Genomic DNA, 16,740 nt, shown 5'->3' on the forward strand with positions numbered 1-16,740 from the left:
GTACCGAAAGTTAGTGCAATTTTGCGCTTATGTTAATTCAGAAGATATGTTACTATCAGAATTGCGAAAACAAAACGAAAGGAAGGTATTTTATATCATGGAAATTCGCAAATCAAAAAAGCTGATGGCCTATCTGCTTGCATTTTTAATGGTAGCATCAGCAATGAGTCCGTTATTTGTAAAAGAGACGTTTGCAGCCTCTGCTAAGACGTTATCAATTACAGAAGCGGCGGGGTGGTTGGAAACTGCATATGCAGAATGGACTCCTGTGGATGGGGCCGCAGGTTACATGGCATATGTAAAAAAGGCATCAGAATCAGATGCGGCATTTGTTCAGCTCGACAGTGAGCTTATAAGACAGTATGCAGGTTACTGGCGTGCAGATGCACCGGGACTTGCAGCAGGAAGCTATGTCATGAACATTGTTGCGGTGATGAAGGATGGTTCCAGGATAAGCTGCAAGACAGGAACACTCGATGTCAAAGCACATGACAGAAGTGGTTTTGCATTCTCATCAAAGTCTCAGTATGGTACCGGCTCAGGTGCATACAATGATGACGGAACACTTAAGAGCAATGCACAGGTCGTATATGTCACAGCTGATACAGCCAAGACATGTAAGGCTGTTGTTGGGGGTAAAGAGATTACAGGATTCCAGTCAATTCTTGATGCAAAGCAGAAGGATACAACGGGAACACCTATAGATTTTCGTATTATCGGACGTGTGTCACTTAATGATCTTGATCATATATCAAGTTCGTCAGAAGGTATCCAGATTAAGGGAAAGAGTGCTTACGCACAGATGAACATTACTGTTGAAGGTATTGGAGAAGATGCAGCAGTTCATGGATTTGGATTCCTTGTACGTAATGCCGGTAATGTTGAATTCAGAAATTTTGCACTTATGGCATTTATGGATGATGGTATCTCACTTGATACTAAGAACTGTAATATCTGGGTTCATAACATGGACATTTTCTATGGCTCAACAGGCGGAGATGCTGACCAGGCAAAAGGTGATGGATCTGTAGATGTCAAGGGTGCATCAACAAATGTTACAATTTCTTATGTACATTTCTGGGATTCAGGCAAATGCTCACTCTGCGGAATGAGCGACAGTGCAGAATTCCTTGTAACATATCATCATAACTGGTTTGACCATTCTGATTCACGTCATGCAAGAATCAGAGTTGCATCAGTACATCTTTATAATAATTATTATGACGGCAATGCCAAGTATGGTGTTGGTACAACAAAGGGAAGTTCAGCTTTTGTGGAAGCTAACTACTTCAGAAACTGCAAGAATCCTATGATGAGTTCACTTCAGGGTTCAGATGCACGCGCTGACAAAGGTACATTCTCAGGTGAGAATGGCGGAATGATTAAAGCATACGGCAATGTTGTAGAGGGTGCATCAAACCTTGTATATGCTAACTCAGATGCAGGAACCATGTCTGCTGATTCAAAGAGCTTTGACGCATATCTTGCATCATCAAGAGATGAGCAGGTTCCTTCTTCATATACAACAGTAGCAGGAGGCACAAAGTATAACAATTTTGATACATCTTCATCATATGACATTGGTGTTAAGGCATCAGCTGTAGATAAAGCAGAAGATGTACCGGCAGTTGTTACTAAGTATGCGGGAAGAATGAATGGCGGAGACTTTAAATGGACATTCAGTGCAAGCGATGATACTAATTACAGCGTTGACACAGCACTTAAGTCAGCAGTTGTAAGTTACAAGTCATCAGTACGTGCAATTGGCGGATACAATGGCAAGGCAGAGATTCCTGCAGAGACAACAACGCAGGCACCAACAGTGAAGCCAACGGAGAAGGCAACAGAAAAGGCAACAGAGAAGGCAACACAGGCACCAACAGTGAAGCCTACTGAGAAGGCAACAGAGAAGGCAACTGAAAAGGAGACACAGGCACCGACAGTAAAGCCTACAGAAAAAGAAACACAGTCTTTGGCACCATCAGTAACAGAGACAAAAATACATAACTTTACAAAGAATGGTAAGACAAGTTCTTACTTCAAAATTACCGGAAATCTTTCAAAAAGCAAGGGAAAGGTAACGTATAACGGCCTCAAGCTTACAAAGTGCCTTAAGATTGAATCTTCAACAAAGATTACATTTAAGACTGATTCAGATTCAAAGCTTACGCTCGTGTTCAATGCATCAAACAGTTCTGCTATTAAGGTTGATGGCAGGGAGTATGCGCTTGATAATGGCATTTTAAATATAGAAATAAAAGCAGGAGAGCATTCAATTACAAAAGCAGACCCGGCAAATCTTTTCTATATAGAGGTGTCGTCAAAGAAATCTTCTTCAGAAGAGACTACAACAGAGCAGGCATCTGAGAGTACTACACAGGCACCGACAGAAAAGCCTTCAGATAGCAGACCGGAGACACCGGTTGAGAGCGATATCTATGTTTCTCCATCAGGTAAGGCATCTGCAGCAGGAAGCAAGAATGACCCAATGGATTTTGTTACGGCTATAAATAAAATCTCAGCAGGTAAGACAATCTACATGGCAGAAGGTACATATAAGTATACACAGACAATCCTTATTAATGAGAATAACAGTGGTAAGGAAGGTGCTTATAAGACAGTTAAGGCCCTCGGCGGCAAGAAGGTTACTATCGATTTTGACGGAATGGCAGAAGCAGGAGCTAACAGAGGAATTGTGCTTGACGGCTCATACTGGCATTTTTACGGAATTGATATCTGTAATGCAGGCGATAACGGAATGCTTCTTTCAGGTGACCACAATATTCTTGAACTTTGCCAGTTCTATGCAAATCATGATTCAGGTCTTCAGATAAGCAGATACAACACAAGCTATAATACTATTGACAAATGGCCTTCATATAACCAGATTCTCAATTGTACCGCCTTCAATAATAAAGATGAAGCAACAGCAGAGAATGCTGATGGATTCGCAGCTAAGCTTACATGCGGAGAAGGTAATGTATTTGACGGATGCATTTCATACTGCAACAGCGATGACGGATGGGATCTGTACGCCAAGCCGGCAACAGGTTCAATAGGAGTTATAACAATCAGAAACTGCGTTGCATTCGGTAATGGCAAATTAACAGATGGAACAGGCTCTGCTAATGGAGATATGAACGGATTCAAGCTTGGAGGCAGCAACGGAGCATGCCCTACACCACATATCGTAGAGAACTGCCTTGCATTCAACAATGGTGCAACAGGCTTTACTGATAACGGCAATGGCGGAGCAATAAGCATGAAGAACTGTACAGCAGTTAATAATGGCGTATTCAATTCAGCCAAAGCTAACTTTATGTGCTACAGGACTTCATCAGGTGCAAAATATACGAACCTTGTTTCGTATATGTCTGACAGCAGGACAGGCGCAACTGACCAGTTCCTTGGAACAGTAACTAACTCAATTTATAATTATAAGGGAGTTGGAACATACTGGGTAAACAGCTGGAAGGCTACCGGAGGCAAGACAAAGTATACCGGAAGTGAAGCAAATGATCATAAGATTACATCAAGTGATTTTGTAAGTACAACAATTCCGGGTTACAATGCATCTAAGGGTTCATATGCAACGGACTATCATACTACATTAAGAAATGCTGACGGAAGCATTAACATGAATGGTCTTTTCCAGCTCAGAAGTTCAAGCGATATCGCCAGAACAGGAGCAGGAGCAGGACTGTAATCAGATAATAAAAAACAGCCACACCTTGAGTTACCTCAAGGTATGGCTGCTTTTTTATGCATTATGCTAAAAGACTCTCAACGTAAGCTTTCATCTTATCGCACTTGCAGTTAGCAAAGAAGAGTTCTTTAAACTTCTCACCTGCAACAGCACCCTTTACAAGATCCTGATCAAGATTCTTGAGAATGTCGATAAGGCTGTCCTTGAATGCAACCTTTCTTACTTCGTTAAGAATCTTGGCATTACGCTGCTCAGGAACAACTCTTTCCTTAGGATATCCGCCACCCGGTTCACCCTCGAAAAGCTTCTCGAAGATATATGTAAGGTTAAGCTCTGCGCCCCATCCAAAGCCCTTGGCAAATGGAAGAGAGATTGCGTTACCGTTGTTAATCTGCATAAACATATATGCATCTGAAGGGTCAACTACATGTCCGCAGATAACGCCTGGAAATGAGTTAAGAGCAAGCATTGCGCCCTCGCCGGTTCCGCATCCTGTAACAACAAAATCAGCGGCACCGCTGTTAAGAAGGATAGCAGCAAGGATACCATTCTGTACATATGTAAGCTGTGCAGCATCGTCTGCAGCGTACATACCGTAGTTGTCTACTTCAAATCCCTTAGTATCAGCAACCTTCTTAAGAGTTGTGTAGATAAGGTCATTCTTTGCAGCCTGACTGTTCTCGTTAATTAATGCGATTCTCATTATTAATTATTCCTCTTTTCATGTTTCATATTTATATGCATCAAATGCCTGCATACATATTTAAAGTTTAAGCTATGAGTGTGGGTTTGTCAAGAAAGCGGACGGTTTATAATATCAGATAATATTACTTTACCCATACATTGAGAATGTGCTATTATAATACAGATTATATCAGCTATATTAGCCATACAGGCGGAAATGAGGAAGAAAGATAATAATGGAGCAGCAGCTTTTTATTGAAGCATTAGAGAATCTTAAAATATTTGCAAAATCTAACGGAGATAAAGTAACAAAAGCAGATGTACTTGACTGTATCGGTCATGATGCAGAACTTGATGATGCCAAATGGCAGATGGTTGCAGGGTATCTTAAAACCAATGGGATTGAACTGACGGATGTCAAACTGACAGATCATACATTTGAAAGACAGATTGAGGAGGCTGATAAGAGGCAGGCGGAGAAGGAACTCAACAAAGAGGAACAGAAGGATGAAGATTCTGATTCCGGCGAATCTGATAAGAAAGATTCAGAAAATGATGCAAAGACAGATGCGCAGGAAAAGCAGCTTCTCGATATGTATCTTGAGGATCTTAAGTCGATAGCACCGCTAAGCCGTACAACGCAGGCAGTTATCCTGCAGGATGTCTGTGATAAGGACGTGGAATCCAGGGGTGTCATAATTAATAATTATTTCCTTCAGGTTGTTGAGTGGGTCAAGGCTTATGCGGGAAAAGGTGTAGCAATGATGGATCTTATCCAGGAGGCTAATGTTATAGTCATGGATGAGCTTGGAAGACGCGACTGGATGAAACGGCTTGATGCATTTGATGTGATGGATTCTGATGATATTAATGCATGGACAGATCTTAGTGAGAGACTGGACGCATACCTTATAGACCGTGTTAAGGAAGGCATTGGGAAGCTTATTGAGGAGCAGACTGATGAGAAGATGGCAGGCAATAAGATACTGGCTAAGGTTAATGCAGTCAATGATGCAGCGGAGGCAGCACATAAGGAGTACGGACGCAAGGTTACGGTTGAAGAACTTGCGCAGTTTATGCACGTCCCGGCAGAGGATGTGTCAGAGGCTTTAAGGCTTTCCGCTAACAGAATTGAAAATGTTGTTGTGCCTGATTAAAAAAATTAAAAAAGGGATTGCAAAAAGTAAGTTAATCATTTACACTAATAGCAGTGATGCACGACTGGCGGAAGCAGACATCGGACAGATGTTCTGTGTAGGGCAACCTACAGGGAGTGTATTTTATACGGATTAGCCGACCGCCTGGGCAGCATTAATTAAAAGATGCGCTCAGGCGGTCTTTTTGTGCAGATATAATCAATGCGGACATCGCAAAACAAGGAGGCAAATTTCCTCTCCTCGCATGGAGCTCGGATTTTGCTTCGCAAAACAAGGAGGAAAATATGAGTTTATCACTTGAGCAGGAATTAAAAGGTAATGCGTATCCGGGACGCGGAATCGTAATCGGAAGAAGTGCTGACAACGCTAAGGCCGTTACGGCATATTTTATCATGGGCAGAAGCCAGAACAGCAGAAACCGTGTATTTGTTGAGGATGGCGAGGGTATCCGCACACAGGCATTTGACCCATCCAAGCTTGAAGATCCAAGTCTTATAATCTACGCGCCTGTAAGAGTTCTTGGTAACAGAACGATTGTTACTAATGGTGACCAGACAGATACTATCTATGATGGAATGGATAAGGAGCTTACATTTGAGCAGTCTTTAAGATGCCGTGAGTTTGAGCCGGATGGTCCTAACTATACACCAAGAATCTCAGGTGTAATGCACATTGAGGGTGGTGCATTTGACTATTCAATGTCAATCCTTAAGAGCAACAACGGCAATCCTGAGTGCTGCAACAGATATACATTCTCGTATGACAGACCTGTTGCCGGAGAAGGACATTTTATCCATACATATATGCATGACGGTAATCCGCTTCCAAGCTTCGCAGGAGAACCAAAGCTCGTTGAGATACCTGACGATATTGATGAATTTACAGATCTTGTATGGACAAGCCTTAACGAGGATAACAAGGTTTCACTGTTTGTAAGATTCATTGATATTGCAACAGGAAAGTATGAGACAAGAATTGTTAATAAGAATAAGTAAGTGCAATTAAGCAAAAGGAGAATCACCATGAAGGAATTAGAATTAAAATACGGCTGCAACCCTAATCAGAAGCCATCAAGAATATTTATGGAGGACGGAGAACTTCCTATAACAGTGCTTAACGGAAAGCCGGGATATATTAATTTTCTCGATGCTTTCAACGGCTGGCAGCTTGTGCGTGAGCTTAAGGCTGCAACTAATCTTCCTGCGGCTACATCATTTAAGCATGTATCACCTGCAGGTGCTGCCGTAGGTCTTCCGCTTACAGATGTTGAACGTAAGATATACTGGGTGGATGATGTGGATTATGAGCTTTCACCGCTTGCAAGTGCTTATGCAAGAGCAAGAGGCGCAGACAGAATGTCATCATTCGGTGATTTTATATCACTTTCCGATGTGTGTGATGTGAGCACTGCAAAGCTTATCAAGAGAGAGGTTTCTGACGGAGTTATTGCGCCGGGTTATGAGCCTGAGGCACTTGAGATTCTTAAGGCTAAGAAGAAAGGCAATTATAATGTAATCCAGATCGACCCTTCATATAAGCCGGCTCCGATTGAGCGTAAGCAGGTGTTTGGTGTCACATTTGAGCAGGGACGTAATGAGGTTGTTATTGACGAGAAGTTCCTTGGTGATATTGTAACAGATAATAAGGAGCTTCCTGAGTCAGCTAAGACTGATCTTATAATTGCTCTTATAACGCTTAAGTATACACAGTCTAATTCAGTATGTTATGCTAAGGGCGGACAGGCAATCGGTATCGGTGCAGGCCAGCAGTCAAGAATTCATTGTACACGTCTTGCGGGCAGCAAGGCTGATAACTGGTTCCTGCGTCAGGCTCCACAGGTTCTCAACCTTAAGTTTAAGAAGGGAATCGGACGCCCTGACAGAGACAATACAATTGATCTCTATATCAGTGATGATTACATGGATGTTCTTGCAGACGGCAAGTGGGAGAATATCTTTGAGGAGAAGCCTCCTGTATTTACAAGAGAGGAAAGACGTGCATGGCTCGATAAGAATACGGATGTAGCACTTGGTTCAGATGCATTCTTCCCATTCGGTGACAATATTGAGAGAGCATTCAAGAGCGGTGTTAAGTATGTTGCGCAGCCGGGCGGATCAGTGCGCGATGATAATGTTATTGAGGCATGTAACAACCATAATATGGTAATGTGCTTCTCAGGAATGAGACTGTTCCATCACTAATTGCCAATTCAAAAGTATACATATTATGCAGATTGCATGGAGCATATGCGCAAAATCCGGGAAACTGATGTATGTTGTCAGCTTCCCGGATTTTATATTTTTTATATGGACAAATTTTTCTCACAAATCAGCAGTATATTCATATACAAATGATGATACAGTGAGGGCTTGCGTATGCATTTGAAAAAAATATGGGCAGTGATATATGCAGTGATGCTTGCAGCGTTTTCCACATTTGTACTGCTGGATGCATTTGTGATTCCAAAGGACCGGATAAAGGCAGATGAACCGATACAGTCTCAGGAAATTACGGATGAGAGCATTGAAGCAAAGGCTGAGGCAGTAATAACTGAGAACAGCTATAAGGATGATAAGATATCAATAACGATAAGTGAATTAAGAGAATATGATACCAGCATTTATGTTGCTGATATACAGCTTGCGGATGCCTCATATCTGAGGGCAGGACTGGCAGATGGTACGTTCGGCCGCAATGTTACGGAGGTGACATCGCAGATAGCGCAGGACAGTAATGCCATACTTGCAATTAACGGTGATTTTTACGGTTTCAGGAACAAAGGTTATGTAATGCGTAACGGTTATCTGTACAGAGAAACTGCACAGCAGGGCAGGCAGGGGAACAGCCGTCAGGAAGACCTTGTGATATACGAGGATGGTCATATGGATGTTATAGAGGAAAACGAGGTTGCCGCACAGACACTTAAGGATAGCGGTGCATCCCAGATATTTTCATTTGGACCCGGACTTATAAAAAACGGAAACATAACTGTTGATGAAAACAGTGAGGTTGAACAGTCAATGCAGAGTAATCCAAGAACAGCAATAGGAATGATAACGCCGCTTCACTATATAATGGCTGTATCTGACGGAAGGACTGAGGCAAGTGAGGGACTTACGCTGTATCAGCTTGCACAGATTATGAAGGGGCAGGACTGTGTGACAGCGTATAATCTCGATGGTGGAGGTTCATCAACGATGTGGTTTAACGGTGAGGTTGTTAATAAGCCGACATCATATGGCAGTAAAATAAGTGAAAGGGCGGTGAGCGATATTGTATACATTGGAAGATAGCAAAAAAATTATGATGCCTGCCGCAATATATGCAGGTGTAACCCTGTTTTGCGCGGTGTTTTCAATTATATATAATATATTTGCACATGGTGTGCATTCGCCGTATATGACATGGCTTTTTGTGTGGCCGCTTGTATTGGGAGTGGCTGTGGAGATTGTGGCAGGCATTATAAGGCAAAAAACGGATGCCGGCAGGGTTGCGGATATTGCGGAATGCATATATAATTCAGGTGTCGCGGCGCTTACTGTAAGCAGCATGCTGCGTGGTATAATGGATATTGCGGGAACAGGTTCTGTGTATCAGGTGTGGATGCTGTATGCAGGAACTGTGATGGCGGCAGCCGGGGCGGTTATATTTGCTGTGGCAGTACTTGCCGGAAAAAGCAATGGCAGCCGTAAATATAATTAGAGATAAACAGAATTGATATGGAGATAAATTATGAACTGTAATCTTTGTCCGAGAAAGTGTAATGCTGATAGGAATCAGAAAAATGGGTATTGCGGTGCGCCTGAGAGACTGCGTGTTGCAAGAGCAGCACTGCATATGTGGGAGGAACCATGCATATCGGGAAATAACGGTTCCGGAGCAGTGTTTTTTTCGGGTTGTACGTTAAGGTGTGTTTTCTGTCAGAATCACGATATTGCAGCGGGGCTTAACGGAAAAGAGATAAGCACAGAGAGGCTTAGGGATATTTTTCTTGAGCTTCAGGATAAAAAAGCCAACAATATAAACCTTGTTACGCCATCACACTATGTTCCCCGGATAGCTGCAGCACTTGACATGGCAAAGCAACAGGGGCTGAAGATACCCATTGTATATAATACTTCTTCATATGAGAATGTTGATACGCTTAAGATGATGGACGGACTTACAGATGTATATCTTCCTGATATGAAATATACGGACAGCAGATTATCTATGAGGTATTCATACGCCAGAGATTATTTTGATGTTGCGGCAAAAGCACTTGAAGAGATGTACCGTCAGGTTGAAAATCCTGTATTTGCGGATAAAGATACAGCAAAGCAGCTTGGAATAGAAGAAGATATGATGATAAAAGGAATCATAGTGCGGCATCTCTGCCTGCCGGGACAGATTGAGGATTCAAAGCGTGTGCTGGATTATGTCTATGAGAATTATGGCGATGCAGTATATATAAGCATTATGAATCAATATACGCCGCTTGACAATGTAAAAGATATACCTGAACTTAACAGGCGTGTTACGGATGAAGAATATTCGGAGCTCATCGATTATGCCCAGAATCTGGGTATAGTCAATGGCTTCATACAGGAAGGCACAACCGCACTTGAAAGCTTCATTCCTGACTTCGGTTCATATGAAGGAGTCTGAATACAAAAACAGGATACGGATAATAAATCCTTTAGAATATGCCGAGATGTTCAAGAAGTATCTTGACACCTATAAGTATAAGAATAACACCGCCGGTAATCTCAGCTTTTTTCTTATAACGTGTACCAAAGAAGTTACCGATAACAACACCTGCAATTGAGAGAATGAATGTTGTGCATCCTATGATTGTTATGGCCTTTACGATAGGTACTTCAAGAAATGCAAATGTTATGCCGACAGCAAGGGCATCAATGCTTGTAGCAACAGCGAGCATAAGCATTTCTTTGTGGTCAAGCGGGAGGTCTTTCACGGTTACGGTATCTTCGTCTTTGTCATGAACTGCCTCGAAGACCATCTTACCGCCAATGAAAGCAAGAAGTATGAAAGCAATCCAGTGATCAATGGATGTTATATACTTCTGGAAGTTAATACCGAGAGCCCATCCGATTAATGGCATAAGAGCCTGAAAGCCGCCAAAGTACAGACCGATTATAAATGCCTGCTTTTTATTAACTTTCTCCATTCCAAGTCCCTTGCAGACAGATACTGCAAAAGCATCCATTGAAAGGCCTACGCCAATTATTAATAATTCAATAAACATGTGACATTCTCCTTTTGTAGTTAGTTGCGTCATCTGCCGGCAGCTTGTATGCATAATAATATGCATAATAAAAAAGAGACTCATATGCATTAATTCAATCCGTGCAAGCAGATTGAATTAATGCACATGAGTCTCATTCATTAAGGTTTGCCAGGCCGGTGACCAGTATGTTGACAAACCACACAGAAGCAATTAAATGTAATTAATCAGCCTGATACAAACCGGCATATCTGTGCGAATTACTCCCTCATACACAAAGTAATTGAATAACTGATGTAGACTATAACAAAACAATATGAAGTTAGTCAATACGAACTTTATTTGTGCTATGCAAAAAATTAAAAATGTGGTAAAATACTCATAATTAGGCGGTTTTCGTCTTTATGACAAGGAGTACTGAATTGGAAGCTGTATATGGAAATCCATTACAATTAGGGGTTACAAAGGTAAAAGACGGATATAATTTTGCTGTGCGTTCATTCACAGACGAATTGACACTTGAGATATATCCTGTTACAGCATCGGGAGATAAAAACGATAGTCCGCTTTTTACGGTAGACATGGATGAAGCCTACAGGTTCGGAGATGTTTTTGCCGTAGAGATTACAGGCGGTGACATAGACGGATGCAGCTACAGATATGTGCATAACGGCACAATGGTGCGTGATGACTATGCAGCTAACCTGTCAGGATGTTCTGAATTCGGGCATAACATCCGTGATATAAAATATATTACAAAGATACAGAGTGACATATACGACTGGGAGAATGACAGATTTCCGCGTATACCATATGACGAGTGCATATTTTACAAGCTTCATGTAAGAGGTTTTACAAAGAGCAGGACAAGCGGTGTTGAACTGTCCAAACGGGGGACATTTGCAGGTATTACCGATAAGATACCTTACCTCAGATCACTTGGGATAACAACTATAGAACTGATGCCGGCGTATGAATTTGATGAGGCAGGAAGATTCGCTTCCGATAAAGAAAAGCACTACAGTTCAAGTAAGCCTGAAAAGAGCGGCTGCGTTAATTACTGGGGTTATCTTGGAGGATTCCACTTTGCACCTAAGGCAGCATACTGTGCAGCATCATGCAGCGAAGGAAACTATAACGGGAGCTATACGGATGAATTCAGGGATATGGTCAAAGCTCTTCATGCTAATGGAATTGAAGTTGTTATGGAGATGTATTTTACGCATGAAGAATCATATCTGATTGAAGACTGCCTCAGATACTGGGTTATGAATTATCATGTTGACGGATTCCATATTTACTGCGATGAGTGCAGGCTTTCAGCGGCTGCGGATGATCCGGTGCTTGGCTCAACCAAGATAATAACTGTCTACTGGAATAACGGCAGACCGGGAATACACAATCAGGATGAATGCCGGATTAAGCGCACAAAACATATGGCAAATTATAATACCGGATTTGATGAGGCTGCCAAGAGGCTTCTCAAAGGCGATGAGAACCAGCTGCAGACATTTGCAAGGCTTCTCAGGGCCAATCCGGCGGATGCAGCTGACATTAATTATGTTACCAATCATAACGGATTCACAATGATGGATCTGGTGAGCTATGACAGAAAGCATAATGAGGCCAACGGCGAAGGCAACAGGGACGGTGAGAACTTCAATTACAGCTGGAACTGCGGCATAGAGGGTCCATCAAGAAAGAAGAAGATTAACGAGCTCAGGACAAGGCAGATAAAGAATGCATTTGCAATGCTTTTTACCGCACAGGGGACACCTCTGATACTTGCAGGTGATGAATTCGGTAATTCGCAGTCAGGCAATAACAACCCATACTGTATAGATAACGAGACAACATGGCTTGAATGGAAGGAATCTGTGCAGGCACGCTCAATAGCTGATTTTGTAAGAATTCTTATAGATTTCAGGAAGAGCCACAAGATTATGCATATGGATTCCGAACTGACGGCTGCAGACGGATTATCATGCGGATATCCGGATATATCATACCATGGTGATAATGCGTGGTATTCAAGAATGGAAAGCTATGACAGGCATATAGGAGTTATGTACTGCTCAAGATATGTAAAGAATGAACCGGCTGATGAAGTTATATATGTTGCATATAATCTGCATTGGGAACCGCATCATCTGGCACTTCCGGATCTTCCGGAGCCGAATGAATGGAAGATAATCCTCAGTACTGATGCTGATAACACAGCTAAGCTTGCGGGAAGACAGATTATTACACCGCCAAGATCGGTAACAATACTTACCGGAAGTCTTATAAGAACATCAACCATAAAAAGGAGAAAGCGCAGATCGTGAAAGACACACTGAACAGATATGCCAGAGGAGAGTTCATGTATGATAGCCCGGAGGTTACAATTGTATCGGATGACCTTGAGGCACAGATATGTGTTGGAAGCATACAGAACAGGGAATTGAAGATAGCCGGAAGCCACGATTATGTAAAGGGTATTGTGTATTCCGATAATCCGAGAGTTGTCCTTGAAAAGGACAGCTTCTTTGGCGTGGATTCAGTGCTGCACTATACGGTCAATGCGTCTGGACTTGAGGCCGGAGAACTGCTGGAAGGACACTTTGATATCGTAAGCAATGCGGGAGAGTGCTCCGCATCATTTGCATTCAGGATTACAAGTGTGACAATAGACTCTTCCATAGGACCTATTCATGATCTGTTCCATTTTGCTAATCTTGTGCAGGCATCACCGGATGAAGCATGTCATGTATTTGCAAGACCGGATTTTGAAAAAATATTTATCAAAGATGATATGGCAACTGCTGCAATATACAGGGCACTTCACAAGGGCAGCAATGTGAGGATGAGTATAGAGGAATTCCTTATTGCAATACGCAAGAAGCAGCCTGTGAGGCTTAAGGCAGTTGATGAGAATGGCGCTGAATGCAGTGATGATGTAATACATTACGGTCAGATAGATGCTGATTATAAGGATACTATAATCCTCCATAAGAATACATGGGGATATGTTGATGCGCCTGTTATATGTGATGCGCCTTTTGTGACTGCAGATCACCAGAATGTAACATCAGAAGATTTTGCAGGTAACACGTTTGAATTAGGATATATAATTAGAAAAGACCGGCTTCATGCGGGACGTAATTATGCAAAGATAACCGTAGGAACGGGAGAGAATGCAGTAGTCAGAAGAATAGAAGTTATAAGGAATAACGAAGCGGAAACTGATGGCGCTAATCAGGCTGCACAACAGAGCACAAGGTCACAGGATCACATAATAAAGCTTGAGACAGCAGTTGGAATAACACAGCTCTATATAGATTTCAGAACGCACAGGATAGATGTAAGAGAATGGGCAGAACAGTCAACAAAGCTCCTTGAAAGAGCAATGTCGCAATTTGCACACGATCCGTTGTACAAGCTGATGCAGGCGCAGATATACTGTGTAGAGGAGCGGGATGAAGATGCAGAGTGGCTGCTCGAAGCAGTGAGAGAAGATGTCCTTGCGGACACTTCTTCAATAGAATACTGTTATTTCCTGTATGTCAATTCAGTGCACAGGAGGAATGAGTCTTATACATCCGAGGTGCATGATATCCTTAAGAAAAAATATGACTATAATTCAGCAGACTGGCGTATTCTGTGGATGCTGTTCTATCTTGACAAGGATTATGAGCGTAATCAGAGCATAAAGCTTGCAAGAATCAAGGAGTTGTATCATGCGGGGTGTCACAGCCCGATAATGTATCTTGAGGCGTGTACTATAATAAACAGCCAGCCGGTATTCTTAAGAATTTTTGATGAATTTGAACGTCAGGTAATTAATTTTGGCTGCAAATACAACATTATAACAGAAAAGACAGCAAAGCACATATGTGATATAGGTCAGTCTGAGCGAAGTGTTTCAAAGACATATTTAAGAATACTCCAGGGACTGTATGACAGGTATGGAAGCGATGATATTCTTACGGTCCTGTGTGAACATCTTATCCGTAACCAGATGCGGGGAAGCAGATATTTTGGTATATATGAGACATGTATATTGCGCGAGCTGAGAATAACAAGATTGTATGAGTCCTATATGGACAGTATAGATTCCGGCTATGACAGGCTGTTGCCAAAAGTTGTACTCATGTACTTCAGCTACAATAACCAGCTTAATGATACGCAAAAAGCATTCCTGTATGCCAATATAATTAATTATCTGCCGGATACAGACCCTGTTAAGCTTACATATGCACCTCAGATGGAACAGTTTGCAGCTGAGCAGCTGCGGCTTGGACAGATAAGCAATAATCTTGTAATACTTTACAAATATATATGGAACGATGCACTTATTAATGAGGAGACAGCAGTACCTGTTGCGAGACTTCTTTTTGCATATAAGCTTACATGCAGTGACAGCAGTGTAAAGAATGCCATCGTACTGCATAAGGAACTTAATGAAGAAGTGGTTGTACCTTTTATTGATAATGTGGCGTGCGTAAGCATATATACCGAAAAGTGCTGTATTGCATTTGAATATGAGGACGGAAGCAGAAAATGTAAAAGTGTCGATTATGAGCTTGAACGGCTTATGAATATACCTGATTCTGTAGAAAGCGTATATTCCTTAATCCCTGATGATATATTCCTGTCAGTGTATTATTATGAGCAGAACCGTAAGTATCACAGAACAGGCATAGATGCTCCGGGACTTCGTGAAAAGCTCCTTGACAGCAGCAAGGTTACGGAGGCATTTGAAAAAGAAATCCTTGATGCACTTATTGAGTATTATCATGACAGATATACGGGGGACGAATTTGCAGATAAGGCGGCTGTGTTGGCAGGAAGAAAGCTGACTGAGCAGCAATCGGCATATTTTATCGAGATGTGTGTTGCTAATGCATTATACATTCAGGCATATGATACGGCACTGGCTTATGGAACGCGCAAAGTAAGTCCTAAGAGATTATACAGGCTGTGCAGACATATGCTTGAATACGGACTCGAAGCCGGAAGCCCGTTCCTTACACAGATATGCTGGCAGTCCTTTAAAGAAAAAAAGTATGACGCTCCAATGCTTACATATCTACAGAATACATATAACGGAACGTGTTCACAGATGCTTTCCTTATGGGATGCGTGCCGTGGATTCGACACGGAGTGCTATGAATTAGAGGAACGCATAACTGCACAGATGATTTTTGTCCGGAGTACATCTCCGAGACTTAAGGAAGTGTTTGCCGAGTATTACGAACAGGGAGCCAGAGAAAGAGTCATAGAGGCATATATAGGATATGAAGCATATGGCTGTTTTATGCAGAACCGTGAAGCAGATGAGAAGATATTCAGGATAATTGAAAGCAGGCTTGAGTATGACGATAATGTAAACGATCTTGCAAGGCTTGCACTGCTTAAGCATTATTCGCGGCTTGAACTTCCTGATGACGGGCAGAAGGAACGTATAATGAAACTTCTGGGATATTTCTGTACAAGAGATATTATGTTTCCGTTCTTTCTTGATTTTGCCGATAAGGTACTGCTTCCGTATAAGCTTGCAGATAAGACGATTGTGGAATACAGATGCAATCCTGACAGCAGGGTCACAATACATTATAAGCAGAATAACCGCGATGACAGTGAGGACGGAACAGATTATACAAGTGAGATAATGCAGGATGCATTTATGGGAATATTTGTTAAGACATTTACAATATTCCAGGGCGGCTCCATAAAGTACTATATAACACAGGAACTTAACGGAGAAAAGACCGATACCGGGCCACAGCTGCTTACATGCAGACAGGCAGATGTAGGCTATTCCCATAGCAGGTATGAATATCTGAATGATATGCTTAAGGCGGATGAAGCACATGATACGGCCTCTGTTGAGAGAATAATGCATGAATACTGCGTTGAGGATTATATAACAAAGGAGCTTTTTAAGCCTAAGTATTAATATTAACAGTTTTATGGTAACGGGA

Annotated in this window: 11 protein-coding genes and 1 riboswitch; of the genes, 9 read left to right on the top strand and 2 right to left on the bottom strand. The window is 42.0% G+C overall.

Features of this window, described 5'->3' with window-relative positions; all coding sequences use genetic code 11:
* Nucleotides 1-97: 97 nt before the first annotated feature.
* A complete protein-coding gene (locus NQ488_06160) occupies nt 98-3,706 on the top strand; it encodes a right-handed parallel beta-helix repeat-containing protein (GenBank protein ID UWN96879.1) in 3,609 nt (1,202 codons plus the stop codon).
* Between the two features lie 61 nt (nt 3,707-3,767).
* Here the strand turns inward: NQ488_06160 and NQ488_06165 are convergent, their stop codons facing one another.
* Nucleotides 3,768-4,409 carry an RpiB/LacA/LacB family sugar-phosphate isomerase gene (locus NQ488_06165; protein UWN96880.1) on the bottom strand — a complete coding sequence of 214 codons (642 nt, stop codon included), beginning with the start codon at nt 4,407-4,409 and terminating at the stop codon, nt 3,768-3,770.
* Between the two features lie 217 nt (nt 4,410-4,626).
* Here NQ488_06165 and NQ488_06170 point away from each other — a divergent pair, with 217 nt between their 5' ends.
* The 6 genes from NQ488_06170 (at nt 4,627) to NQ488_06195 (ending at nt 10,194) form a co-directional block, all read left to right on the top strand.
* Nucleotides 4,627-5,547: a hypothetical protein gene (locus tag NQ488_06170; GenBank protein UWN96881.1), complete on the top strand. Its 921-nt coding sequence runs from the start codon at nt 4,627-4,629 to the stop codon at nt 5,545-5,547.
* Between the two features lie 50 nt (nt 5,548-5,597).
* Nucleotides 5,598-5,704: riboswitch (ZMP/ZTP riboswitch) on the top strand.
* 127 nt (nt 5,705-5,831) lie between these two features.
* Nucleotides 5,832-6,542 (top strand): IMP cyclohydrolase, encoded by a 711-nt coding sequence (locus tag NQ488_06175; GenBank protein ID UWN96882.1) that lies wholly within the window; start codon nt 5,832-5,834, stop codon nt 6,540-6,542.
* A gap of 27 nt (nt 6,543-6,569) precedes the next feature.
* Complete coding sequence (locus NQ488_06180) at nt 6,570-7,748, top strand: phosphoribosylaminoimidazolecarboxamide formyltransferase (GenBank protein ID UWN96883.1); 1,179 nt, start codon at nt 6,570-6,572, stop codon at nt 7,746-7,748.
* 174 nt (nt 7,749-7,922) lie between these two features.
* Nucleotides 7,923-8,840, top strand: coding sequence for a phosphodiester glycosidase family protein (locus NQ488_06185; GenBank protein ID UWN96884.1), 918 nt, complete (start codon nt 7,923-7,925; stop codon nt 8,838-8,840).
* A 106-nt stretch (nt 8,841-8,946) separates the two neighbouring features.
* The gene (locus tag NQ488_06190) at nt 8,947-9,249 is read left to right on the top strand and encodes a hypothetical protein (protein ID UWN96885.1); all 303 of its coding nucleotides are present in this window, start codon (nt 8,947-8,949) and stop codon (nt 9,247-9,249) included.
* Nucleotides 9,250-9,279: 30 nt separating this feature from the next.
* Complete coding sequence (locus NQ488_06195; protein UWN96886.1) at nt 9,280-10,194, top strand: radical SAM protein; 915 nt, start codon at nt 9,280-9,282, stop codon at nt 10,192-10,194.
* Nucleotides 10,195-10,225: 31 nt separating this feature from the next.
* Here NQ488_06195 and NQ488_06200 read toward each other — a convergent pair whose 3' ends face one another.
* Nucleotides 10,226-10,795: a manganese efflux pump MntP family protein gene (locus tag NQ488_06200; GenBank protein UWN96887.1), complete on the bottom strand. Its 570-nt coding sequence runs from the start codon at nt 10,793-10,795 to the stop codon at nt 10,226-10,228.
* 383 nt (nt 10,796-11,178) lie between these two features.
* Between NQ488_06200 and NQ488_06205 the strand changes: the two genes are divergently transcribed.
* Together NQ488_06205 and NQ488_06210 are read left to right on the top strand one after the other, a co-directional pair.
* Complete coding sequence (locus NQ488_06205) at nt 11,179-13,101, top strand: alpha-amylase (protein ID UWN96888.1); 1,923 nt, start codon at nt 11,179-11,181, stop codon at nt 13,099-13,101.
* The gene (locus NQ488_06210; protein ID UWN96889.1) at nt 13,098-16,715 is read left to right on the top strand and encodes a DUF5717 family protein; all 3,618 of its coding nucleotides are present in this window, start codon (nt 13,098-13,100) and stop codon (nt 16,713-16,715) included. Before NQ488_06205 ends, NQ488_06210 begins: the two co-directional genes overlap by 4 nt.
* Nucleotides 16,716-16,740 lie beyond the last annotated feature (25 nt).

The sequence above is a fragment of the [Bacteroides] pectinophilus genome (genome assembly GCA_025146925.1).
GTDB lineage: Bacteria > Bacillota > Clostridia > Lachnospirales > Lachnospiraceae > Bacteroides_F > Bacteroides_F pectinophilus.

What these genes read in the sequence shown, in the direction of transcription:
- NQ488_06175 (UWN96882.1), top strand. Translation starts at nt 5,832, where the DNA reads ATGAGTTTATCACTTGAGCAGGAATTAAAAGGTAATGCGTATCCGGGA.
- NQ488_06170 (UWN96881.1), top strand. Translation starts at nt 4,627, where the DNA reads ATGGAGCAGCAGCTTTTTATTGAAGCATTAGAGAATCTTAAAATATTT.
- NQ488_06180 (UWN96883.1), top strand. Translation starts at nt 6,570, where the DNA reads ATGAAGGAATTAGAATTAAAATACGGCTGCAACCCTAATCAGAAGCCA.
- NQ488_06200 (UWN96887.1), bottom strand. Translation starts at nt 10,795, where the DNA reads ATGTTTATTGAATTATTAATAATTGGCGTAGGCCTTTCAATGGATGCT.
- NQ488_06190 (UWN96885.1), top strand. Translation starts at nt 8,947, where the DNA reads ATGACATGGCTTTTTGTGTGGCCGCTTGTATTGGGAGTGGCTGTGGAG.
- NQ488_06185 (UWN96884.1), top strand. Translation starts at nt 7,923, where the DNA reads ATGCATTTGAAAAAAATATGGGCAGTGATATATGCAGTGATGCTTGCA.
- NQ488_06165 (UWN96880.1), bottom strand. Translation starts at nt 4,409, where the DNA reads ATGAGAATCGCATTAATTAACGAGAACAGTCAGGCTGCAAAGAATGAC.
- NQ488_06195 (UWN96886.1), top strand. Translation starts at nt 9,280, where the DNA reads ATGAACTGTAATCTTTGTCCGAGAAAGTGTAATGCTGATAGGAATCAG.
- NQ488_06205 (UWN96888.1), top strand. Translation starts at nt 11,179, where the DNA reads ATGACAAGGAGTACTGAATTGGAAGCTGTATATGGAAATCCATTACAA.
- NQ488_06160 (UWN96879.1), top strand. Translation starts at nt 98, where the DNA reads ATGGAAATTCGCAAATCAAAAAAGCTGATGGCCTATCTGCTTGCATTT.